Annotated in this window: 14 protein-coding genes; 6 read left to right on the forward strand and 8 right to left on the reverse strand. The window is 70.9% G+C overall.

All coding sequences use genetic code 11. From position 1 onward, the window contains the following. Window positions 1-411 precede the first annotated feature (411 nt). The gene (serS, locus tag ACFYWX_RS32500) at window positions 412-1689 is read left to right on the forward strand and encodes a serine--tRNA ligase (RefSeq protein ID WP_389428257.1); all 1278 of its coding nucleotides are present in this window, start codon (window positions 412-414) and stop codon (window positions 1687-1689) included. Continuing rightward, window positions 1686-2498: an HAD family hydrolase gene (locus ACFYWX_RS32505; RefSeq protein ID WP_389428259.1), complete on the forward strand. Its 813-nt coding sequence runs from the start codon at window positions 1686-1688 to the stop codon at window positions 2496-2498. The genes serS and ACFYWX_RS32505 overlap by 4 nt, the downstream gene beginning before the upstream one ends. Before the next feature lie 184 nt (window positions 2499-2682). Here ACFYWX_RS32505 and ACFYWX_RS32510 read toward each other — a convergent pair whose 3' ends face one another. The 5 genes from ACFYWX_RS32510 to ACFYWX_RS32530 form a co-directional block, all read right to left on the reverse strand. Continuing rightward, window positions 2683-2922, reverse strand: a complete 240-nt coding sequence (locus ACFYWX_RS32510; protein WP_389428261.1) for a hypothetical protein — start codon at window positions 2920-2922, stop codon at window positions 2683-2685. Between the two features lie 93 nt (window positions 2923-3015). Continuing rightward, window positions 3016-3735: an ABC transporter permease subunit gene (locus ACFYWX_RS32515; protein ID WP_389428263.1), complete on the reverse strand. Its 720-nt coding sequence runs from the start codon at window positions 3733-3735 to the stop codon at window positions 3016-3018. A gap of 10 nt (window positions 3736-3745) precedes the next feature. Continuing rightward, the gene (locus ACFYWX_RS32520; RefSeq protein WP_389428265.1) at window positions 3746-4657 is read right to left on the reverse strand and encodes an ABC transporter ATP-binding protein; all 912 of its coding nucleotides are present in this window, start codon (window positions 4655-4657) and stop codon (window positions 3746-3748) included. After that, on the reverse strand, window positions 4654-5562 hold the full coding sequence (locus ACFYWX_RS32525; protein ID WP_389428266.1) for an ABC transporter permease: 909 nt from the start codon (window positions 5560-5562) through the stop codon (window positions 4654-4656). Before ACFYWX_RS32525 ends, ACFYWX_RS32520 begins: the two co-directional genes overlap by 4 nt. Continuing rightward, a complete protein-coding gene (locus ACFYWX_RS32530) occupies window positions 5552-6517 on the reverse strand; it encodes an ABC transporter ATP-binding protein (protein ID WP_389428267.1) in 966 nt (321 codons plus the stop codon). The genes ACFYWX_RS32525 and ACFYWX_RS32530 overlap by 11 nt, the downstream gene beginning before the upstream one ends. Window positions 6518-6770: 253 nt before the next feature. Between ACFYWX_RS32530 and ACFYWX_RS32535 the strand changes: the two genes are divergently transcribed. The 4 genes from ACFYWX_RS32535 (at window position 6771) to ACFYWX_RS32550 (ending at window position 11289) form a co-directional block, all read left to right on the forward strand. Continuing rightward, a complete protein-coding gene (locus ACFYWX_RS32535; RefSeq protein ID WP_389428269.1) occupies window positions 6771-8531 on the forward strand; it encodes an SDR family oxidoreductase in 1761 nt (586 codons plus the stop codon). A gap of 176 nt (window positions 8532-8707) precedes the next feature. Beyond that, complete coding sequence (locus ACFYWX_RS32540; RefSeq protein ID WP_389428271.1) at window positions 8708-9256, forward strand: RNA 2'-phosphotransferase; 549 nt, start codon at window positions 8708-8710, stop codon at window positions 9254-9256. Window positions 9257-9434: 178 nt separating this feature from the next. After that, on the forward strand, window positions 9435-10337 hold the full coding sequence (locus ACFYWX_RS32545) for an LLM class flavin-dependent oxidoreductase (RefSeq protein ID WP_389428273.1): 903 nt from the start codon (window positions 9435-9437) through the stop codon (window positions 10335-10337). Between the two features lie 79 nt (window positions 10338-10416). Then, entirely contained in the window at window positions 10417-11289 is an 873-nt protein-coding gene (locus ACFYWX_RS32550) for an HAD hydrolase family protein (RefSeq protein ID WP_389428275.1), read from the forward strand. A gap of 51 nt (window positions 11290-11340) precedes the next feature. Here ACFYWX_RS32550 and ACFYWX_RS32555 read toward each other — a convergent pair whose 3' ends face one another. The 3 genes from ACFYWX_RS32555 to cydB all read right to left on the reverse strand — a co-directional run bounded on the left by ACFYWX_RS32555 (window position 11341) and on the right by cydB (window position 17098). Further along, the gene (locus ACFYWX_RS32555; protein ID WP_389428277.1) at window positions 11341-12396 is read right to left on the reverse strand and encodes a peptidoglycan DD-metalloendopeptidase family protein; all 1056 of its coding nucleotides are present in this window, start codon (window positions 12394-12396) and stop codon (window positions 11341-11343) included. A 100-nt stretch (window positions 12397-12496) separates the two neighbouring features. Then, window positions 12497-16081, reverse strand: coding sequence for a thiol reductant ABC exporter subunit CydD (cydD, locus tag ACFYWX_RS32560; protein ID WP_389428279.1), 3585 nt, complete (start codon window positions 16079-16081; stop codon window positions 12497-12499). A 12-nt stretch (window positions 16082-16093) separates the two neighbouring features. Next, a complete protein-coding gene (gene cydB / locus ACFYWX_RS32565) occupies window positions 16094-17098 on the reverse strand; it encodes a cytochrome d ubiquinol oxidase subunit II (RefSeq protein WP_389428281.1) in 1005 nt (334 codons plus the stop codon). Window positions 17099-17113: the final 15 nt, after the last annotated feature.

Consider the following 17113-nt stretch of genomic DNA (forward strand, 5'->3'; position numbering starts at 1 on the left):
TAGTCCGTCCACAGTCGCCCCCCTCACTCCTCGTCCACCCGTTTCCTTCGATCAACCCTTTGGAGCGACCCATTTCCACCCGAAAGTGGGCGCGAAGGGGGTTTGGATCGGGAATTCTTCGTCCCTGATGTCCGATTCGGAATGATCACTTTCCGTATCCACAGATCTTTCGCACACCCTGTGGATAACTTTTCCGGGCTGTGGATTCCTGTGGACGAAGGACGCCCAAGTCCCGTTCCCCGCAAGGAAGTCGGGTCAACGCCCCGCCGCCGGGCTGCCCCGTTCCAGGGAGTGAGACACCTTTTATTGACATGCGGTGACACATAGGGCAATTAGCCCATAGCGGACTGTAAGCCGTGTTCCGCAATAGTGAGTCGTGAGGCGTCAGCCCGCACCGGTAGCCTTGACCGCGTGATTGACCTTCGCCTGCTCCGTGAGGACCCCGACCGTGCGCGCGCGTCCCAGCGCGCCCGTGGAGAGGACGTCGCGCTCGTCGACTCTCTCCTGTCTGCCGACGAGCGGCGCAGGTCGTCCGGCGTCCGCTTCGACGAGCTGCGCGCCGAGCAGAAGGCGCTCGGCAAGCTCATCCCCAAGGCCTCGGGAGACGAGAAGGCCGAGCTGCTGAAGAAGGCGAGCCAGCTCGCCGCCGACGTCAAGGCCGCCGACGCCGAGCGCGACGCGGCCGACGCCGAGACCCAGCAGCTCCTGCTCCAGCTGGGCAACCTCGTCCACCCCGACGTGCCCGTCGGCGGCGAGGAGGACTTCGTCACGCTGGAGACGCACGGCACGATCCGCGACTTCGGTGCCGAGGGCTTCGAGCCCAAGGACCACCTGGAGCTCGGCCAGATCCTCGGCGCCATCGACGTCGAGCGCGGCGCCAAGGTCTCGGGCTCGCGCTTCTACTTCCTCACCGGCGTGGGCGCGCTGCTGGAGCTGGCGCTGGTCAACGCGGCGATCGGGCAGGCCACGGCGGCCGGCTTCACGCCGATGCTGACCCCGGCGCTGGTGCGCCCCCAGTCGATGGCCGGCACCGGCTTCCTCGGCCAGGCGGCCCAGGACGTCTACCACCTCGACAAGGACGACCTCTACCTGGTCGGCACGTCCGAGGTCCCGCTGGCGGCCTACCACATGGACGAGATCATCGACGGCGACCGCCTCCCCCTGCGGTACGCGGGCTTCTCGCCCTGCTTCCGCCGCGAGGCCGGCTCGCACGGCAAGGACACGCGGGGCATCTTCCGCGTGCACCAGTTCGACAAGGTCGAGATGTTCTCGTACGTCGCTCCGGAGGACTCGCAAGCCGAGCACCAGCGGCTGCTGGAGTGGGAAAAGCAGTGGCTGAACTCACTGGAGCTGCCGTACCGCGTCATCGACGTGGCCAGCGCCGACCTCGGCGCCTCGGCCTCCCGCAAGTTCGACTGCGAGGCGTGGATCCCGACGCAGGGCAAGTACCGCGAGCTGACGTCGACCTCGGACTGCACCGAGTTCCAGTCCCGCAGGCTGTCGATCCGCGTCCGTGACGGCAAGCAGGTCAAGCCGCTGGCGACGCTCAACGGCACCCTGTGCGCCGTACCGCGCACGATCGTGGCGATCCTGGAGAACCACCAGCAGGCCGACGGATCCGTGTACGTGCCCGAGGTGCTGCGTCCGTACCTCGGCGGCCGGGAGGTCCTGGAGCCGGTGGCCAAGTGAGCCAGGCCGCCACCGGTTTCCCGTACAAGCTCATCGCGACCGACCTCGACGGAACGCTCCTGCGCTCCGACGAGTCGGTCTCGCAACGCACGCGTGAGGCGCTCGCCGCGGCCACCGCGGCGGGCGCGGCACACATCGTCGTCACCGGCCGCGCCGTCCCGTGGACCCGGCACATCCTCGACGACCTCGGCTACGACGGCCTCGCGGTCTGCGGCCAGGGTGCGCAGGTCTACCACGCCGGCGAGCACCGGCTGCTCACCTCCGTGACCCTGGACCGCCAGCTGGCGGGGGTGGCCCTGGCCAAGATCGAGGCGGAGGTCGGCCCGCTGCACCTCGCGGCGAGCCGCGACGGCCTCGACGGCGAGGTGCTGGTCGGCCCCGGCTACGCGGTCACGGGCACGCTCCCGGCGACCCCGTTCACGGACGCGTCCGACCTGTGGGTCGCTCCGCTGAACAAGATCTACATACAGCACCCCCAGCTGTCGGACGACGAACTCGCCGAGGCGGCCCGCCGGGCCGCGGGCGGCTTCGTCAACGTCGCCATGGCCGGCGAGGGCATCGTCGAACTCCTCCCCCTCGGCCTGTCCAAGGCCACGGGCCTGTCCCTGGCGGCTCGCCGCCTGGGCCTGAAGGCGGCCGACACGATCGCCTTCGGCGACATGCCCAACGACATCCCGATGTTCGCCTGGGCCGCCCGGGGCGTGGCGATGGCCAACGCCCACGGCGAGTTGAAGGCCGTGGCGGACGAGGAGACGTTGTCGAACGAGGCGGACGGGATCGCCGTGGTCCTGGAGCGGTTGCTGGGCTGAGCGGCGCGGCCCGGGAGGGGCGGCCCACGCGAGGTCGCCCTCGCGTGCTCGAAGCGGCCGCCCCAGGCAGCTCCCCCGGGCGGCCCGAGGGATGACCCTTTGGAGTCCGCCGTGAACTGCCTGCAACCACTCTGCCTCTGCGCCCGGGTCGGCCGCCACCGATTAACGAACGGGTGTGCGACGACTATCTGCGCCGCCACCTCCGCCGACGCGCCTTGCTGAAGAACCAGCCGGCAGGCGGCTCGTCCGAACGCCAGGGCTGGGGCTCGGGTTCCTCGGCCCGCCAGCGGGCGGCGAGCATACGGGCGCGGGCGGAAGGTTCGGCTGTGCCGGCGGCCTGTATGAATTTCTCGTCCAGGACGAGGTCGTCCCACGTGTCCCCGAGTTGTCCGCGACCGTCGTGCTGAGGTGTCTCCTCGGCCATCCCCGTTCCTCCCGTCCTGCGTCCTTTGCCCAGTCTTCCCGAGCCGGCGTCAAGTCCCCGTGAATAAAGGGGCCGTTGCTCTTCGCCGGGTTGTTACTCCTCGCCCGCCAGCGTCAGCGACCGCAGCTTCTGCCCGGCGTACCAGGTGGCCAGCACGGTCACCCCGACCAGCAGCACCGTCGCCGTCGTCAGCCCGACGTCCGAGGTGACCAGGTCGCCGCCGGAGACCTTCTGGGCGACCGCCAGCGACCACTGCTGGACGCTCAGGGTGCGCGCACCGGGCACGAGGGAGCCGAACAGGGCCTCCCAGACCAGCGCGTAGACGAGCCCGAAGACGACCGCGTGCCGGGACACCGTGCCGAGCAGCAGGAAGAGGGCCGCATAGGCGATGGAGGACACCAGCGCGGCGACCGTGTAGGCGACGGCGACCTGCTGGCCGTTGCCGTTGAGGATGAACCCGGCGATCAGGGTCGGCAGCGCCGAGAAGACCATCGTCACCGCGATCGCCACGATCAGCTTGGTGAAGATGATCGTCGGCCGCTCCAACGGCTTGGACAGCAGGTACACCACGGAGCCGTCGTCGATCTCCGGTCCGATCGCGCCGGTTCCCGCGACGACGCCGATGATCGGCACCATGGTGGCGAGCGCGAGCCCGCCGAGCAGGTCCGACGCCGTCTGGTCGTCGGCCCCGGCGAGGCCGCGCACGACCACGGAGATGGCGATCAGCAGCAGCGGCAGGGCGCCCAGGATGAGGGCCCTGCGACGGCCGAGCAGGGCTCGGTAGGTGAGTCGGGCGACTGTGGGGTCGTACATCTTCGGCCTCCTACGCCGCGACCAGGTACGAGAAGACGGACTCGAGGGACTCGTCGGACGGCGAGACCGTGAGCAGCCGGATGCCGTGGTCCCTGGCCACGCGCGGCAACAGGGCTGTGAAGCGGCCGAAGTCGACGGCCTGGATGCGCAACGCGCCCTCAGCCAGGTCGACCTCGATGCCGGACGTCGACGGGTCGGCGATCAGCGCGGCCGCGAGAGCGCGGTCGTCGCTGGAACGCACCAGGTAGCGGTGCGGGCGGTCGGTCATCAGACGGCGGATCCTGCGGAAGTCGCCGCTGGCCGCGTGCCGTCCCGCCACGACGACCTCGATGTGCCAGGCGAGCTGCTCGACTTCTTCGAGGATGTGCGACGAGAACAGCACCGTGCGGCCCTCGTCACCCATGCGGCGCAGCAGGTCCATCAGCTGCATGCGCTGGCGCGGGTCCATGCCGTTGAAGGGCTCGTCGAGCAGCAGCAGCGACGGGTCGTGAACGAGGGCGCTCGCCATCTTCACGCGCTGGCGCATGCCCTTGGAGTACGTGGCGATCTTCCGGTCCTGCGCGTACTCCATCTCGACGGTGGCGAGCGCCTTCTGGGCCGCTTTGGCGCCCAGGCCGTGCAACTCGGCGTTGGCGACGACGAACTCGCGGCCGGTGAGGAAGTCGTACATCGCCTCGCGCTCGGGGACGACGCCGATGTGCTGGTAGATCTGCTCGTTGCGCCACACCGGCTGTCCGTCGAGGGTGACGGTGCCGGTGGAGGGGGCCAGGAAGCCGCCCATCATGTTGATGAGGGTGGACTTTCCGGCGCCGTTGGGGCCGAGCAGGCCGGTGACGCCGGGGCCGATGGTCATGGTGATGTCGTTGACGGCGACCACGTTGCCGAACCAGCGGGAGACATGGTCGATGGAGAGCGTGGTCACATTCCCACCTTCCGGTAGCGGCGCATCAGGAGGCCGTAGCTGGCGGCGATCAGGCCCAGGACGGCGAGGACGTAGACGACGCCCTCGCCGTTCGACGGGCCGATCCCGCCCGGGAACGCCGAGCTCGCGCCGAGGAAGGCGGACTGCAGCCCGTCGATGAGCGTGATGGGCGAGAAGAGGCCGATCCAGGGGACGGCCTCGGCGCTGTTCTGCACGTCGGCGATGGCCTGGAGCGTGGAGACGGCGCCGTAGGAGATGGTCAGGACGGCGATGACGGCCGCGATGCCGAAGCCGCGGCGCGGGGTCACCGACGCGATGACCAGGCCGAGGCCGGCGAAGAGCAGCGAGAGCAGTGCCACGGAGACGAGTCCCTGTGCGAATCCCTTGGTCTGGTCGGCGAAGTCCAGCTTCGCCAGCAGCGCGCCCGCATAGAGCACGAGCAGCGGTGCCGCGGTGAGGACGAACAGCGCCGAGGCCAGCGCCGCGAACTTCGCCCGCACGTAGTCGGCGGTCTCGATCGGCCGCGAGAAGTACAGCGGCACGGTCTTGAAGCGCAGGTCGCGCGAGACGGACTGGGGTGCCTGCGAGGCGACGTACAGGCTGATGACGGCCTGCATGACGATGGCGTAGCGCGTGTAGTCGACGGGCAGGTCCTTGGCCTTCGTCACGACGGCGACGGCGACCATGATGGCGGCCGGCACGCACATCACCACGAACAGCAGCATCGGCAGCACCTTGGACTTGACCGAGCGGCCGAGGCCGTAGCTGCCGCGCAGGGACTGCGAGTACAGGGAGCGGCGGGCGTAGGCGCGGCCGAGGCGGGGGCCGTCGTAGCTGCGGTAGCCGATGTTGTGGATCCGGGTCTGGTCACCCGAAGGGGCGGTGACCGGGTGCTCAACTGCCATGACCGACGGCCTCCTTCCGCTGCGCGTCGCTGTCCTTGAAGACTTCCGAGATGTGGTGCCTGCGCTGTTCCATGCGGACCAGGCCGAGGCCGAGGTCGGCGACGACGTCGCGCACCAGGTCGTACGTCTCCTCGCCCTGCGCGGTGAGCAGCAGGACGTGACCGGCTCCCGGCAGACCGTCGGCGCCGTCGTGGATGTCGACCCCGCGTGCGTGGAGCGCGTCGCGCACCGCGCGGGTGCCGTCGGGGTGCTCGTCGGTGTCGGTGACCTCGATCGCGAGGGTGGTCGTGGTCTGGGTGAAGTCGGTGGTGGAGCTGGAGCGCAGGAGCTTGCCACCATCGACGACGACGACGTGGTCACAGGTGCGCTCGAGTTCGCCCAGCAGGTGGGAGGTGACCAGGACGGAGATGCCGAAGTCCGTGTGGATGCGGCGGATCAGGCCGAGCATCTCGTCGCGGCCGACCGGGTCGAGGCCGTTGGTCGGCTCGTCGAGGAAGACCAACTGGGGGTCGTGGACCAGGGCCTGGGCGAGCTTGACGCGCTGCTTCATGCCGGTCGAGTAACCGCCGATGGGTCGGTAGCGCTCCTCGTACAGCCCGACGTGGCGCAGGGTGTCCGCGGTGCGTTCGCGCGCGGCGGTGGGCGGCAGGCCGGACATGCGGGCCATGTGCACGACGAACTCGGTGGCCGAGACGTCGGGCGGCAGGCAGTCGTGCTCCGGCATGTAGCCGACCCGCTCGCGGATGTCGGCGCCCTTGGTCGCGACGTCGAGCCCGAGCACTTCGGCGCGGCCCTCGGAGGCGGGGGACAGACCCAGCAGGATCTTGATCAGTGTGGACTTGCCGGCTCCGTTGGCTCCGACGAGTCCGGTCACCCCGGGCCCGACGTCGACGGAGAGCCGGTCAAGCGCGGTCACCCGGGGGAACCGCTTGCTCAGGCTTTCGGTCGCGATCACAGTCACATCCTCGACAGTAGTGACGCGGGCCACGCCAGTCGTCAGACCCGAGAGCCGTCTTCGGGTCAGTCTCGAGTCGTACGGGCCCGTAGGGGATCCCCTGCCTGAGAGCTACGCGATCTCTCCACCCCGGGCCCCTGCTATTGACGCTGCCTCTAACAACTGTCAGATTCGGCGGGGTCACGGTACGGGCACGTAGCGCAGTCGGTGCGGACCGGTTCGTCGGAGCGACGTGGTGCTGGGCGGAGGAGAAGTGACGGTGCTGGAGGGTGCGCGGGAGCGCTGGGTGCGGACCGGTGGCGTCGAGCTGTGCGTGGCGGAGTTGGGGGACTCCTCGCGGCCGACGGTCGTCCTGGTGCACGGCTATCCGGACAGCAAGGAGGTGTGGTCCGAGGTCGCGACCCGGCTGGCCGGTCGCTTCCACGTCGTCCTGTACGACGTCCGGGGCCACGGCCGCTCCACGGCGCCGCGGCCGCTGCGCGGCGGGTTCACCCTGGAGAAGCTCACGGACGACTTCCTGGCTGTCGCGGACGCCGTCAGCCCGGACCGGCCGGTGCATCTGGTGGGGCACGACTGGGGCTCGGTGCAGGCCTGGGAGTTCGTGACCGTCGAACGCACCGAGGGCCGGATCGCGTCCTTCACGTCGATGTCCGGCCCATCGCTCGACCACTTCGGCCACTGGATCGCCCAGCGTGTCAGGCGGCCCACCCCGCGCCGGATCGGCCAGCTCGTCGGGCAGGGCGCGAAGTCCTGGTACGTGTACCTGCTCCACACGCCCGCGCTCCCCGAGGCCGCCTGGCGCGGCCCTCTCGGCAGGCACTGGCCGAGGATCCTCCGGCGCCTCGAGAAGGTGCCCGCGGGTGCCTACCCGACGTCCTCGCTGCCCTCGGACGCCGCACACGGCGCGTGGCTGTACCGGGACAACGTACGGTCCCGGCTGCGCAGGCCACGCACCGACGCCCACGCGCACGCTCCCGTGCAGCTCATCACGCCCCTGGGGGACGCGTTCCTGTCGGAGCGGCTGTACGACGAGCTGGAGCGGTGGGTTCCGCAGCTGACCCGCCGCACGCTCCCCGCCAAGCACTGGATCCCGCGCACGCGCCCGGACGGGCTGGCGGCCTGGATCACGGAGTTCGTCGCCTCGGTCGAGGACGGCAGGCCGGAGCGGGCGGCCACGGGAGGCCGGTACGCCGACCGCTTCGGCGGGCAGCTCGTGCTGGTCACCGGGGCGGCCAGCGGCATCGGGCGGGCCACGGCGCTCGCGTTCGCCGAGGCGGGCGCGCGGGTGATCGTCGTCGACCGGGACGCGGACGGAGCCGCCCGCACCGCCGAGACGTCCCGCCTCATGGGCGCCCCCGAGGCGTGGGCGGAGGCGGTGGACGTCTCCGACGAGCAGGCCATGGAGAAGCTCGCCGCGCGGGTCGCCGCCGAGTACGGCGTGCTGGACGTGCTGGTGAACAACGCGGGTATCGGACTGTCGGGCTCCTTCCTCGACACGACGTCCGACGACTGGCGCAGGGTCCTGGACGTCAACCTGTGGGGCGTCATCCACGGATGCCGTCTCTTCGGGCGGCAGATGGCCGAGCGCGGCCAGGGCGGCCATATCGTCAACACCGCGTCGGCGGCCGCGTTCCAGCCCTCCCGGGTGCTGCCCGCCTACAGCACCTCCAAGGCGGCGGTGCTGATGCTGAGCGAGTGCCTGCGCGCGGAGTTGGCGGGGCAGGACATCGGCGTGACGGCGATCTGCCCCGGCATCGTCAACACGAACATCACCTCGACGGCGCGTTTCACCGGCGTCGACGCGGAGGAGGAGCGCCGCCGCCAGAAGCGCGCGGCCCGTCTCTACGGATTGCGCAACTACCCGCCGGAGAAGGTGGCCGACGCGGTCCTGCGTGCGATCGTCCGCAACGAGGCAGTGGTGCCGGTGACTCCGGAGGCGCGGGGAGCGCGGTTCATGTCACGGTGGGTGCCGGGGGTGCTGCGGGCGCTGGCGCGGGCGGAGCCGCCCTGGTGAGCCATCCCGTGACCAACTCCCCTGTGGTCAAGCAAATTTGACGAAACCCCTTGGGTCGCAGGCCAGTTGTCCACAGAATGGCCAATCAGCCTGTGGATAACCGCAGTTGCTTGTGGATCAAACCTCGGGGTCAAAACAAAATGCGTGATCCACGTCTCTCGCGTCATGCTGAGGGGATGGACGAAAGACGCACCGTGAAGGTGTCGAAGTACCTCTCCAAACATCTGCGGCACCAACCCGAACGCATCGGCCTCGCCCTCGACGAGGCCGGCTGGGTCGACATCGACACACTGATCTCGGCAGCCGCGGCCCACGGCTTCTCCTTCAGCCGGGACGAACTGGACCATGTGGTCGCCGCCAACGACAAGAAGCGCTTCGCGGTCGAGGGCACCCGGATCCGCGCCAGCCAGGGCCACAGCATCGAGGTCGACCTCGGGCTACCCCCGGCGACCCCGCCGCCGTACCTCTATCACGGCACCGTCGCCCGCAACCTGGACGGCATCCGCACCGAGGGCCTGCGGCCCATGAACCGGCACGACGTGCACCTTTCCGCCGACCGTGAGACCGCGACCCGTGTCGGCGCCCGCCGCGGCCGTCCCGTCGTGCTCTCGGTGGACGCGGCTGCCATGCACCGCGACGGCCATGTCTTCCACATCAGCGCGAACGGAGTGTGGCTCACCCAGGTGGTACCGCCGCGGTACCTGCGGTTTCCCGAGTCGCACTGACCGCGTTCCTGATCGTGCGCTTGCCCAGCGACCGGACGCACAAGGAGTACCCCCGTGATCCATCTCAGTCCGTGGCTGAGCAGCCGCGTGCGGTGACTGTTTCACGTGAAACATGACCTGTTTCACGGAATGCTCCACCGGCTCACGAGAAGCACGACGGGCCGCATACGCTCGGAGCATGAGTCTGCGTCTGAGCACCGTGATCCTGCCGTATCGCCGTTGGAACGAGGGCGGCCGTTCGGCATGGACGCGTGCCGAGCAGCTCGGCTTCCACACCGCGTACACCTACGACCACCTTTCCTGGCGCACCTTCCGTGACGGCCCCTGGTTCGGGGCTGTCCCGACGCTGACGGCTGCCGCGTCCGTCACCGAGCGGCTGCGTCTGGGCACGCTGGTGACCTCGCCGAACTTCCGGCACCCGGTGACCCTCGCCAAGGAGCTGGTCTCCCTGGACGACATCTCCGGCGGCCGGATCACCCTGGGCATCGGCGCGGGCGGCACCGGCTTCGACGCCACCGCGCTCGGCCAGGAGCCGTGGAGCCCGCGTGAGCGTGCCGACCGGTTCGGTGAGTTCGTTCCCCTGCTCGACCGGCTACTGACCGAGGACTCGGTGTCGTACGAGGGGGACTTCTACTCGGCGCACGAGGCACGCAACATTCCGGGTTGTGTACAGCGGCCCCGGCTGCCCTTCGCGGTCGCCGCGACCGGGCCGCGCGGGCTTCGGCTCGCCGCACGGTACGGGCAGGCGTGGGTGACCACGGGCGACCCCAAGCTGTACGCGAACGGCACCCCGGAACAGTCGGTTCAGGCCATTCATGGGCAGGTCGAGAAGCTGGCCGACGCCTGCGCCGCGATCGGACGGGATGTGAACGGGCTCGACAAGATCCTCCTCACCGGCTTCACTCCCGACCGAGGCCGACCGCTGGAGTCCCTGGACGCCTTCGTCGACTTCGCCGGCCGCCACCAGGATCTGGGCTTCACCGAGCTCGTGATCCACTGGCCGATCCCCGACTCGGACTTCGCCGCGGACCAGAAGATCTTCGAGCGGATCGCCATGGAGGCCCCCGCGCAGTTGGGCTGACCTCGACAACCGGTCGTCCGGGTCTCATCCGTGAGGGCTCTCGCACGGCCGTACGGATGATCTGAGCGAGAATGGCCGGGTGACCTCAGCGACTCGACAGCCCGAGACCCCGACCGCCGCCCCTGTTCCGCCGCGGCTGATCGCCACCGATCTCGACGGCACCCTGCTGCGCGACGACAAGTCGGTGTCCCCCCGCACCGTCGCCGCTCTCGCAGCCGCCGAGGAGGCGGGCATCGAAGTGTTCTTCGTCACCGGTCGCCCGGCCCGCTGGATGGACGTCGTCAGCGACCACGTCCACGGGCACGGCCTGGCGATCTGCGGCAACGGCGCCGCCGTGGTCGACCTGCACGGCGGCCCCGGTACCCACCGGTTCGTGAAGGTGCGGGAGCTCGCGAGGGAGAACGCGCTGGACGCCGTACGGCTGCTGCGGGAGGCCGCGCCGGGCACGGTGTACGCGGTGGAGCAGACGTACGGCTTCTACCAGGAGCCGGACTATCCCAAGCTGCACATGGAGATACCCGACGAGCTGGCACCCGCAGAGGAGCTGCTGGCCCCGGACGGTCCCGGCTCGGCCGAGCCGGTGCTCAAAATCCTCGCCTACCACCCCACGCTCGACCCCGACGCCTTCCTCACCCTGGCCCGCCTCGCCATCGGTGAACGCGCCAACGTCACGCGGTCCAGCCCCAGCGCCCTGCTGGAGATCAGCGGGCCCGGCGTCTCCAAGGCCAGCACGCTGGCCCTGTGCTGCGCCGAGCGCGGCATCTCCCACGAGCAGGTCGTCGCCTTCGGTGACATGCCCAACGACGTCGAGATGCTCACCTGGGCGGGGCAGTCCTACGCCATGGGCAACGCCCACCCCGACGTGGTCGTCGCCGCCTCGGGGCGGACGGTCGCCAACAACGAGGACGGGGTGGCGGTCGTGATCGAACGGCTGCTGGCGGAGCGGCTGTAGCGGGTCCTGGGACACCCCCGCCTGAATCACCCCAGTGACACCCCGCCTGATTCACCCCAGTGACACCCCGCGTGAGCCCAGCCACGGCACCGGATCCAGCGAGGAACCCAGCTCCGGCGTGACCCGCACCTCGAAGTGCAGGTGCGGGCCGGTCGAGTTGCCGGTCGTGCCGGACTGCCCGATCCATTGCCCGGTGGCCACGCGGTCGCCCTGGTCGACGGTGACGGCGGCGAGATGGGCGTACTGCGTGTAGTAGCCGCCATCGTGCTCGAGCACGACCTCGATGCCGAACGCGCCCCCGCACGACACCCTCACCACACGCCCCTCCCCGACCGCCCGCACGGGGGTCCCGATGGGGACGGCGAAGTCCTGCCCGGTGTGCCGGTGCGCCCAGCGCGCACCGCCGCTGCCGAAGCCGGCGGAGAGCTGGTACCCCTCGACCGGCGCGACCCACGCGGTCGTGAACTGCGTCTGCGGCTGGTCGAGGCGGACGGCGCCACGACACGATCCGGCGGTGACCGAGGCGTCCGCCTGCCCCTGCAGCTGCCATCGCGCCTGTTCCAGCTTCTCCTCGATGTCCTTCTTGATGCCGTCGAGTTCGGTCCTGCGCCGCTCCAACGCCTGCCAGGCGGCCGCGGCCTTCCCCTCGTCGGCGGTGAGCCGCGCCTCGGCACGGCGGCTCTTGCCGATCGCGTTGGCGACGGCCACGTTCTGCCGGGAGAACACCTGCTGACCGCGCATCAGCTCGTCCGGGCTGCCCGCGAGGATGATCTGCGCGGCGACCGGGAGTCCGCCGCTGTCGCGGTACTGAGCACGTGCGATCCGTCCCAGTTCCTCGTGGTGCACGGCGATCTCCCGACGCTCACGGTCGAGGAGCTGCTCCAGCCGATCCACCTCCGCCGCCTGCGCGTCCGCCGCGCGCCGCCCCTCCTCGTACCGCTGCGTCGCCACGGCCGCGTCCGCGTACAGCCGCGCCACCTGGACGCTGAGGTTGGGGTCGGGGCCGTCCCCGAAGTCCTCGTCGGAGGTCGTGGGCCGGGCCGCGAGCACCGCCGCCGCACACACCAGTACCGCAATGAGTCGTGGATGGCGGCGAAATGAGCGCATGTCAGCGATCCTGACCCAGCCCCGTCGGCTCCCGCCCGTTCAAGTCGTACGCCTGGGGGAACCACCCGCCCGGATGGCTCAGTCCCACCACTCGCCGTCGCTACCGCGCCCCCACCAACAGCTCCGACTCCTCCTCCCGTTCGAGCATCCGCCGCAGCGGCCCGTCCGCTGCGGCCAGTTCGGCGTGGGAGCCACGCTGCACAACCCGTCCCTCGTCCAGCACGATGACCTCGTCCACGGCCTCCAGGCCGGCCAGCCGGTGGGTGATGAGCAGGGTCGTACGGCCCTCGGTAGCGGCCAGCAGATCGGCGGTGAGCGCGTCGGCGGTCGGCAGGTCGAGGTGCTCGGCGGGCTCGTCCAGCACGAGGACCGGGAAGTCGGCGAGCAACGCGCGGGCCAGCGCGAGACGTTGGCGTTGTCCGCCCGAGATCCGTGCGCCGTGCTCGCCGATCAGCGTGTCGAGCCCGTCGGGCAGGCTGTCGGCCCAGTCCAGCAGCCGGGCCCGCGCGAGCGCCCCGCGCAGGTCGTCCTCGGTGGCGTTCTTCTTCGCCAGGAGCAGGTTCTCGCGCACCGAGCTGTCGAAGAGGTGCGCGTCCTGCGCACACAGCCCCACGAGCCGCCGAACGTCGTCGCCGTCCAACGCGTACGCGTCGACGCCGCCCAGGGTGTACGCACCGGCCTGCGCGTCCAGGAACCGCAGCAGCACCTGCGCGAGCGTCGTCTTGCCGGACCCGGACGGCCCGACCACGGCGATCCGCCGCCCTGCTTCGAGGGTCAGGTCGAGCCCGACGAGGGCGTCCCGGCCCTGCCCGGTGTGCCGGGCGGCCAGGTCCTTGACGACGAGCGGGAACGGCGACGCGGGCACCTGCCGGGGCCGCTCCGGTTCACGCACGGGCTCGGGGGAGTCCAGGACCTCGTACACGCGCTCCGCGCTCCTGCGCACCCGCTGTCGGTACTGCACGGCGAGCGGCAGCCCGAGAACGGCCTCGAACGCGGCCAGAGGGGTGAGGACGACGACCGCCATCGCCACGCCGCCCAGTCGGCCGCCGGCCACCGCCTGGGCACCCACGAGCGCCGCGGCGGCGACGGTGAGGCCGGAGACGAGCGCGGTCAGTCCGTCGCCGAGCGCGGTGGCCGTGGCCCCCCGCGAGGCGATCCGGGTGAGCGCGGCGTCGGCCTGCCGCACCTGCGCCGTACGACCAGGCAGGGCCCCGGCGACGGTCAGCTCCGCGGTACCGGTGAGCAGGTCCGCCGCGCGGGTCGCCAGCACCCCGCGGGCGGGGGCGAGCCGGTGTTCGGCGCGCCGCGCCACGGCGCCGGTGACCAGCGGGACCCCGACGCCGGCCGCCAGCAGCCCCGCCGCGAGCACAGCGCCCGCCTCGGGCAGCAGCCACGCCGTGAAGGCCACGGACCCGGCGGAGACCACAACGGCGCCACCGGCGGGCAGCAGCCAGCGCAGCCAGTAGTCCTGCAGCGCGTCCACGTCGGCGACCAGCCGCGAGAGCAGGTCGCCCCGCCGTGCCCGGCTCAGTCCCGCGGGCGCCAGCCGCTCCAGCCGGCGGTACACGGCGACCCGCGTGTCGGCCAGCATCCGCAGCACGGCGTCGTGCGACACCAGCCGCTCCGCGTACCGGAAGACGGCCCGGCCGATGCCGAACGCCCGCGTCGCCGTCACGGCCACCATCAGATAGAGCACGGGCGGCTGCTGCGAGGCCCGTGAGATGAGCCACCCTGAGGTGGCCATGAGCCCGACGGCACTGCCGAGCGCCAGGCTCCCCAGCAGCAGCGCGAGGGCGAGCCGCCCGCGCCGGGGCCCGGACATGGCACGGACCCTGCCGAGGACGCCCCCTGTGGTCGCCGGGAGCTTCATGTCGGCCGCGTCGGCCGTGACGAGGGCAGACGCGCCGCACACCGGCTCACCGCCCACCGGGGCGGCCTCGACCGTACGTGTCCCGGCGGCATCCCTGCCTACGGCGTCGACGCGGTCGGTTTCCCTGCCCTCGGTATCGGCGCGGTAGGCGTCCCCGCCCTCTGCACCGACGCGGGCGGACGCTTCGGTCTCCGCCAGCCGCACCACCCGGTCCGCCACGCCCAGCAGCGCCGGCCGGTGCACCACCAGCAGCACCGTCCGGCCGGCCGCCAGCCGCCGTACCGCGGCGACGACCTCGGCCTCGGTCTCCCCGTCCAGCGCGGCCGTCGGCTCGTCCAGCAGCAGGACGGGCCGGTCCGCGAGGAACGCCCGCGCCAGCGCGAGCCGCTGCCGCTGACCGGCGGACAACCCCGCCCCGTCCTCCCCGAGCACGGTCTCGGTTCCGGCGGGCAGGTCCTCCACGAACTCCAGCGCGCCGGCGTCCGCCAGCGCCCCGCGCACGGCGGTGTCGTCCGCGTCGGGCTGCGCCAGCCGTACGTTCTCGGCGATCGTCCCGGCGTACAGGTGCGGCCGCTGCGGAACCCATGCGATCCGCGACCGCCACTGCTCCAGATCGGCCTCGGCGAGATCGACTCCCCCGGCCCGCACCCGCCCCTCGGTCGGCCGCACGAACCCCAGCAGCACGTTCAGCAGCGTGGACTTGCCCGCCCCGCTCGGCCCGACGAGCGCCACCGTCTCCCCGGAGCCGACGGCGAAGGACACGTCCGACACCGCGTCCACGGACCGCCCCGGGTAGCGGACCGTCACGCCCTCGAAGGCCACCCCGCCCGCCGGTACGGCCGTCGTGCCCGAGGCCGGCACGGGGGTCTCCAGCACGGCGAAGATCTCCTCGGCCGCCGCGAGCCCCTCCGCCGCCGCGTGGTACTGCGCGCCGACCTGGCGCAGCGGCAGATACGCCTCGGGTGCGAGGACGAGGACGACCAGGCCGATGTACAGGTCCATCTCGCCGTGGACGAGCCGCATGCCGATCGTCACGGCGACCAGGGCCACCGAGAGCGTGGAGAGCAGCTCCAGGGCGAAGGAGGAGAGGAAGGCGATCCGCAGGGTCCGCATGGTCGCCAGCCGGTACTCGCCGGTGATGCGCCGGATCGAATCGGCCTGTGCCTTGGCCCGCCCGAACACCTTCAGGGTCGGCAGTCCCGCGACCACGTCCAGGAAGTGCCCGGAGAGCCGGGACAGCAGCCGCCACTGACGGTCCATCCGGGACTGGGTGGCCCAGCCGATCAGCATCATGAAGACCGGGATGAGCGGCAGCGTGCCGACGATGATCGCGGCGGAGACCCAGTCCTCGGTCACGATCCGCACCAGCACCGCCACCGGCACGACCACCGCGAGCCCCAACTGCGGCAGATAGCGCGAGAAGTAGTCGTCGAGGGCGTCGACTCCCCGCGTCGCGAGGGCGACCAGCGATCCGGTCCGCTGCCCGCTCAGCCAGCCCGGGCCGAGCGCGGCGGCCCGCTCCAGGAGCCGCCCCCGCAGCTCCGACTTCACCGCCGCACTCGCGCGGTGCGCGGCGAGTTCAGTGAGCCAGGCAACCAGCGCACGACCGATCGCCACGGCCACCAACAGCAGCAGGGGAGTGCGGAGCTCGGGGACGGACATGCCGTGCTGGAACGCGCCGACCACCGCCTCGGCGATGAGCATCGCCTGCGCGACGACCAGCCCCGCACCCAGGGCGCCCAGGACGACGACGGCCGCCAGAAAGCCGCGAGTGGCGCGTGCGTACCGGAGGAGACGCGGATCGATCGGTTTCACGTGAAACACACCTCAGTGAGTGGCTTCGGCGATGTGCTGGGTGCCGATCCGCTTGCTGAACACCCAGTAGGTCCAGCCCTGGTACAGCATCACGATCGGCGTGGCGATCCCCGCGCACCAGGTCATGATCTTCAGGGTGTACGGGCTCGACGAGGCGTTGGTGACCGTGAGGTTCCAGTCCGCGTTGAGCGAGGACGGCATGACGTTCGGGAAGAGCGTCAGGAAGAGCATCGCCACGGCGGCCACGATGGTGACGCCGGAGAGGGCGAACGACCAGCCCTCGCGCCCCGCCTGGTTCGCCACGAGCGCCGCGACCAGGGCGGCGACCGCCACGACCATCGCGACCAGGCTCTTGGCATCACCGCTCTCGGCCTGCGTCCACAGCAGGAAGACCAGCGCGAGCACGGCCGTGACCAGGCCGACCTTGAGCGCCAGCTTCCGTGCCCGCTCCCGGATGTCCCCGACGGTCTTGAGCGCGGTGAACACCGCCCCGTGGAAGGTGAACAGCGTGAGCGTCACCAGTCCACCGAGAAGCGCGTACGGGTTGAGCAGGTCCCCGACGCTGCCGACGTACTCGAAGTTCTGGTCGATCTTCACGCCCCGCACGATGTTGCCGAAGGCCACGCCCCACAGGAACGCGGGAAGCAGCGAGGTCCAGAAGATCGCGGTCTCCCAGTTGCGCTGCCAGTTCTCCTCAGGCCGCTTCACCCGGTACTCGAAGGCGACGCCCCGCACGATCAGGCAGACCAGGATCACCAGCAGGGGCAGGTAGAAGCCGGAGAAGAGCGTGGCGTACCACTCGGGGAACGCGGCGAAGGTGGCGCCACCGGCCGTCAGCAGCCACACCTCGTTGCCGTCCCAGACGGGTCCGATGGTGTTGATCAGCACCCGCTTCTCGAGCCGGTCACGGGCGAGCAGCTTGGTGAGGACGCCCACCCCGAAGTCGAACCCCTCCAGGAAGAAGTAGCCGATCCACAGGACGGCGATGAGGACGAACCAGACGTCGTGCAGTTCCATGACTGTTCAGCTCCC

This window comes from Streptomyces sp. NPDC002888 (genome assembly GCF_042888465.1).
Taxonomy (GTDB): Bacteria; Actinomycetota; Actinomycetes; order Streptomycetales; family Streptomycetaceae; genus Streptomyces.

What these genes read in the sequence shown, in the direction of transcription:
- ACFYWX_RS32525 (WP_389428266.1), bottom strand. Translation starts at nt 5,562, where the DNA reads ATGGCAGTTGAGCACCCGGTCACCGCCCCTTCGGGTGACCAGACCCGG.
- ACFYWX_RS32545 (WP_389428273.1), top strand. Translation starts at nt 9,435, where the DNA reads ATGAGTCTGCGTCTGAGCACCGTGATCCTGCCGTATCGCCGTTGGAAC.
- ACFYWX_RS32540 (WP_389428271.1), top strand. Translation starts at nt 8,708, where the DNA reads ATGGACGAAAGACGCACCGTGAAGGTGTCGAAGTACCTCTCCAAACAT.
- ACFYWX_RS32515 (WP_389428263.1), bottom strand. Translation starts at nt 3,735, where the DNA reads ATGTACGACCCCACAGTCGCCCGACTCACCTACCGAGCCCTGCTCGGC.
- ACFYWX_RS32555 (WP_389428277.1), bottom strand. Translation starts at nt 12,396, where the DNA reads ATGCGCTCATTTCGCCGCCATCCACGACTCATTGCGGTACTGGTGTGT.
- cydB (WP_389428281.1), bottom strand. Translation starts at nt 17,098, where the DNA reads ATGGAACTGCACGACGTCTGGTTCGTCCTCATCGCCGTCCTGTGGATC.
- ACFYWX_RS32510 (WP_389428261.1), bottom strand. Translation starts at nt 2,922, where the DNA reads ATGGCCGAGGAGACACCTCAGCACGACGGTCGCGGACAACTCGGGGAC.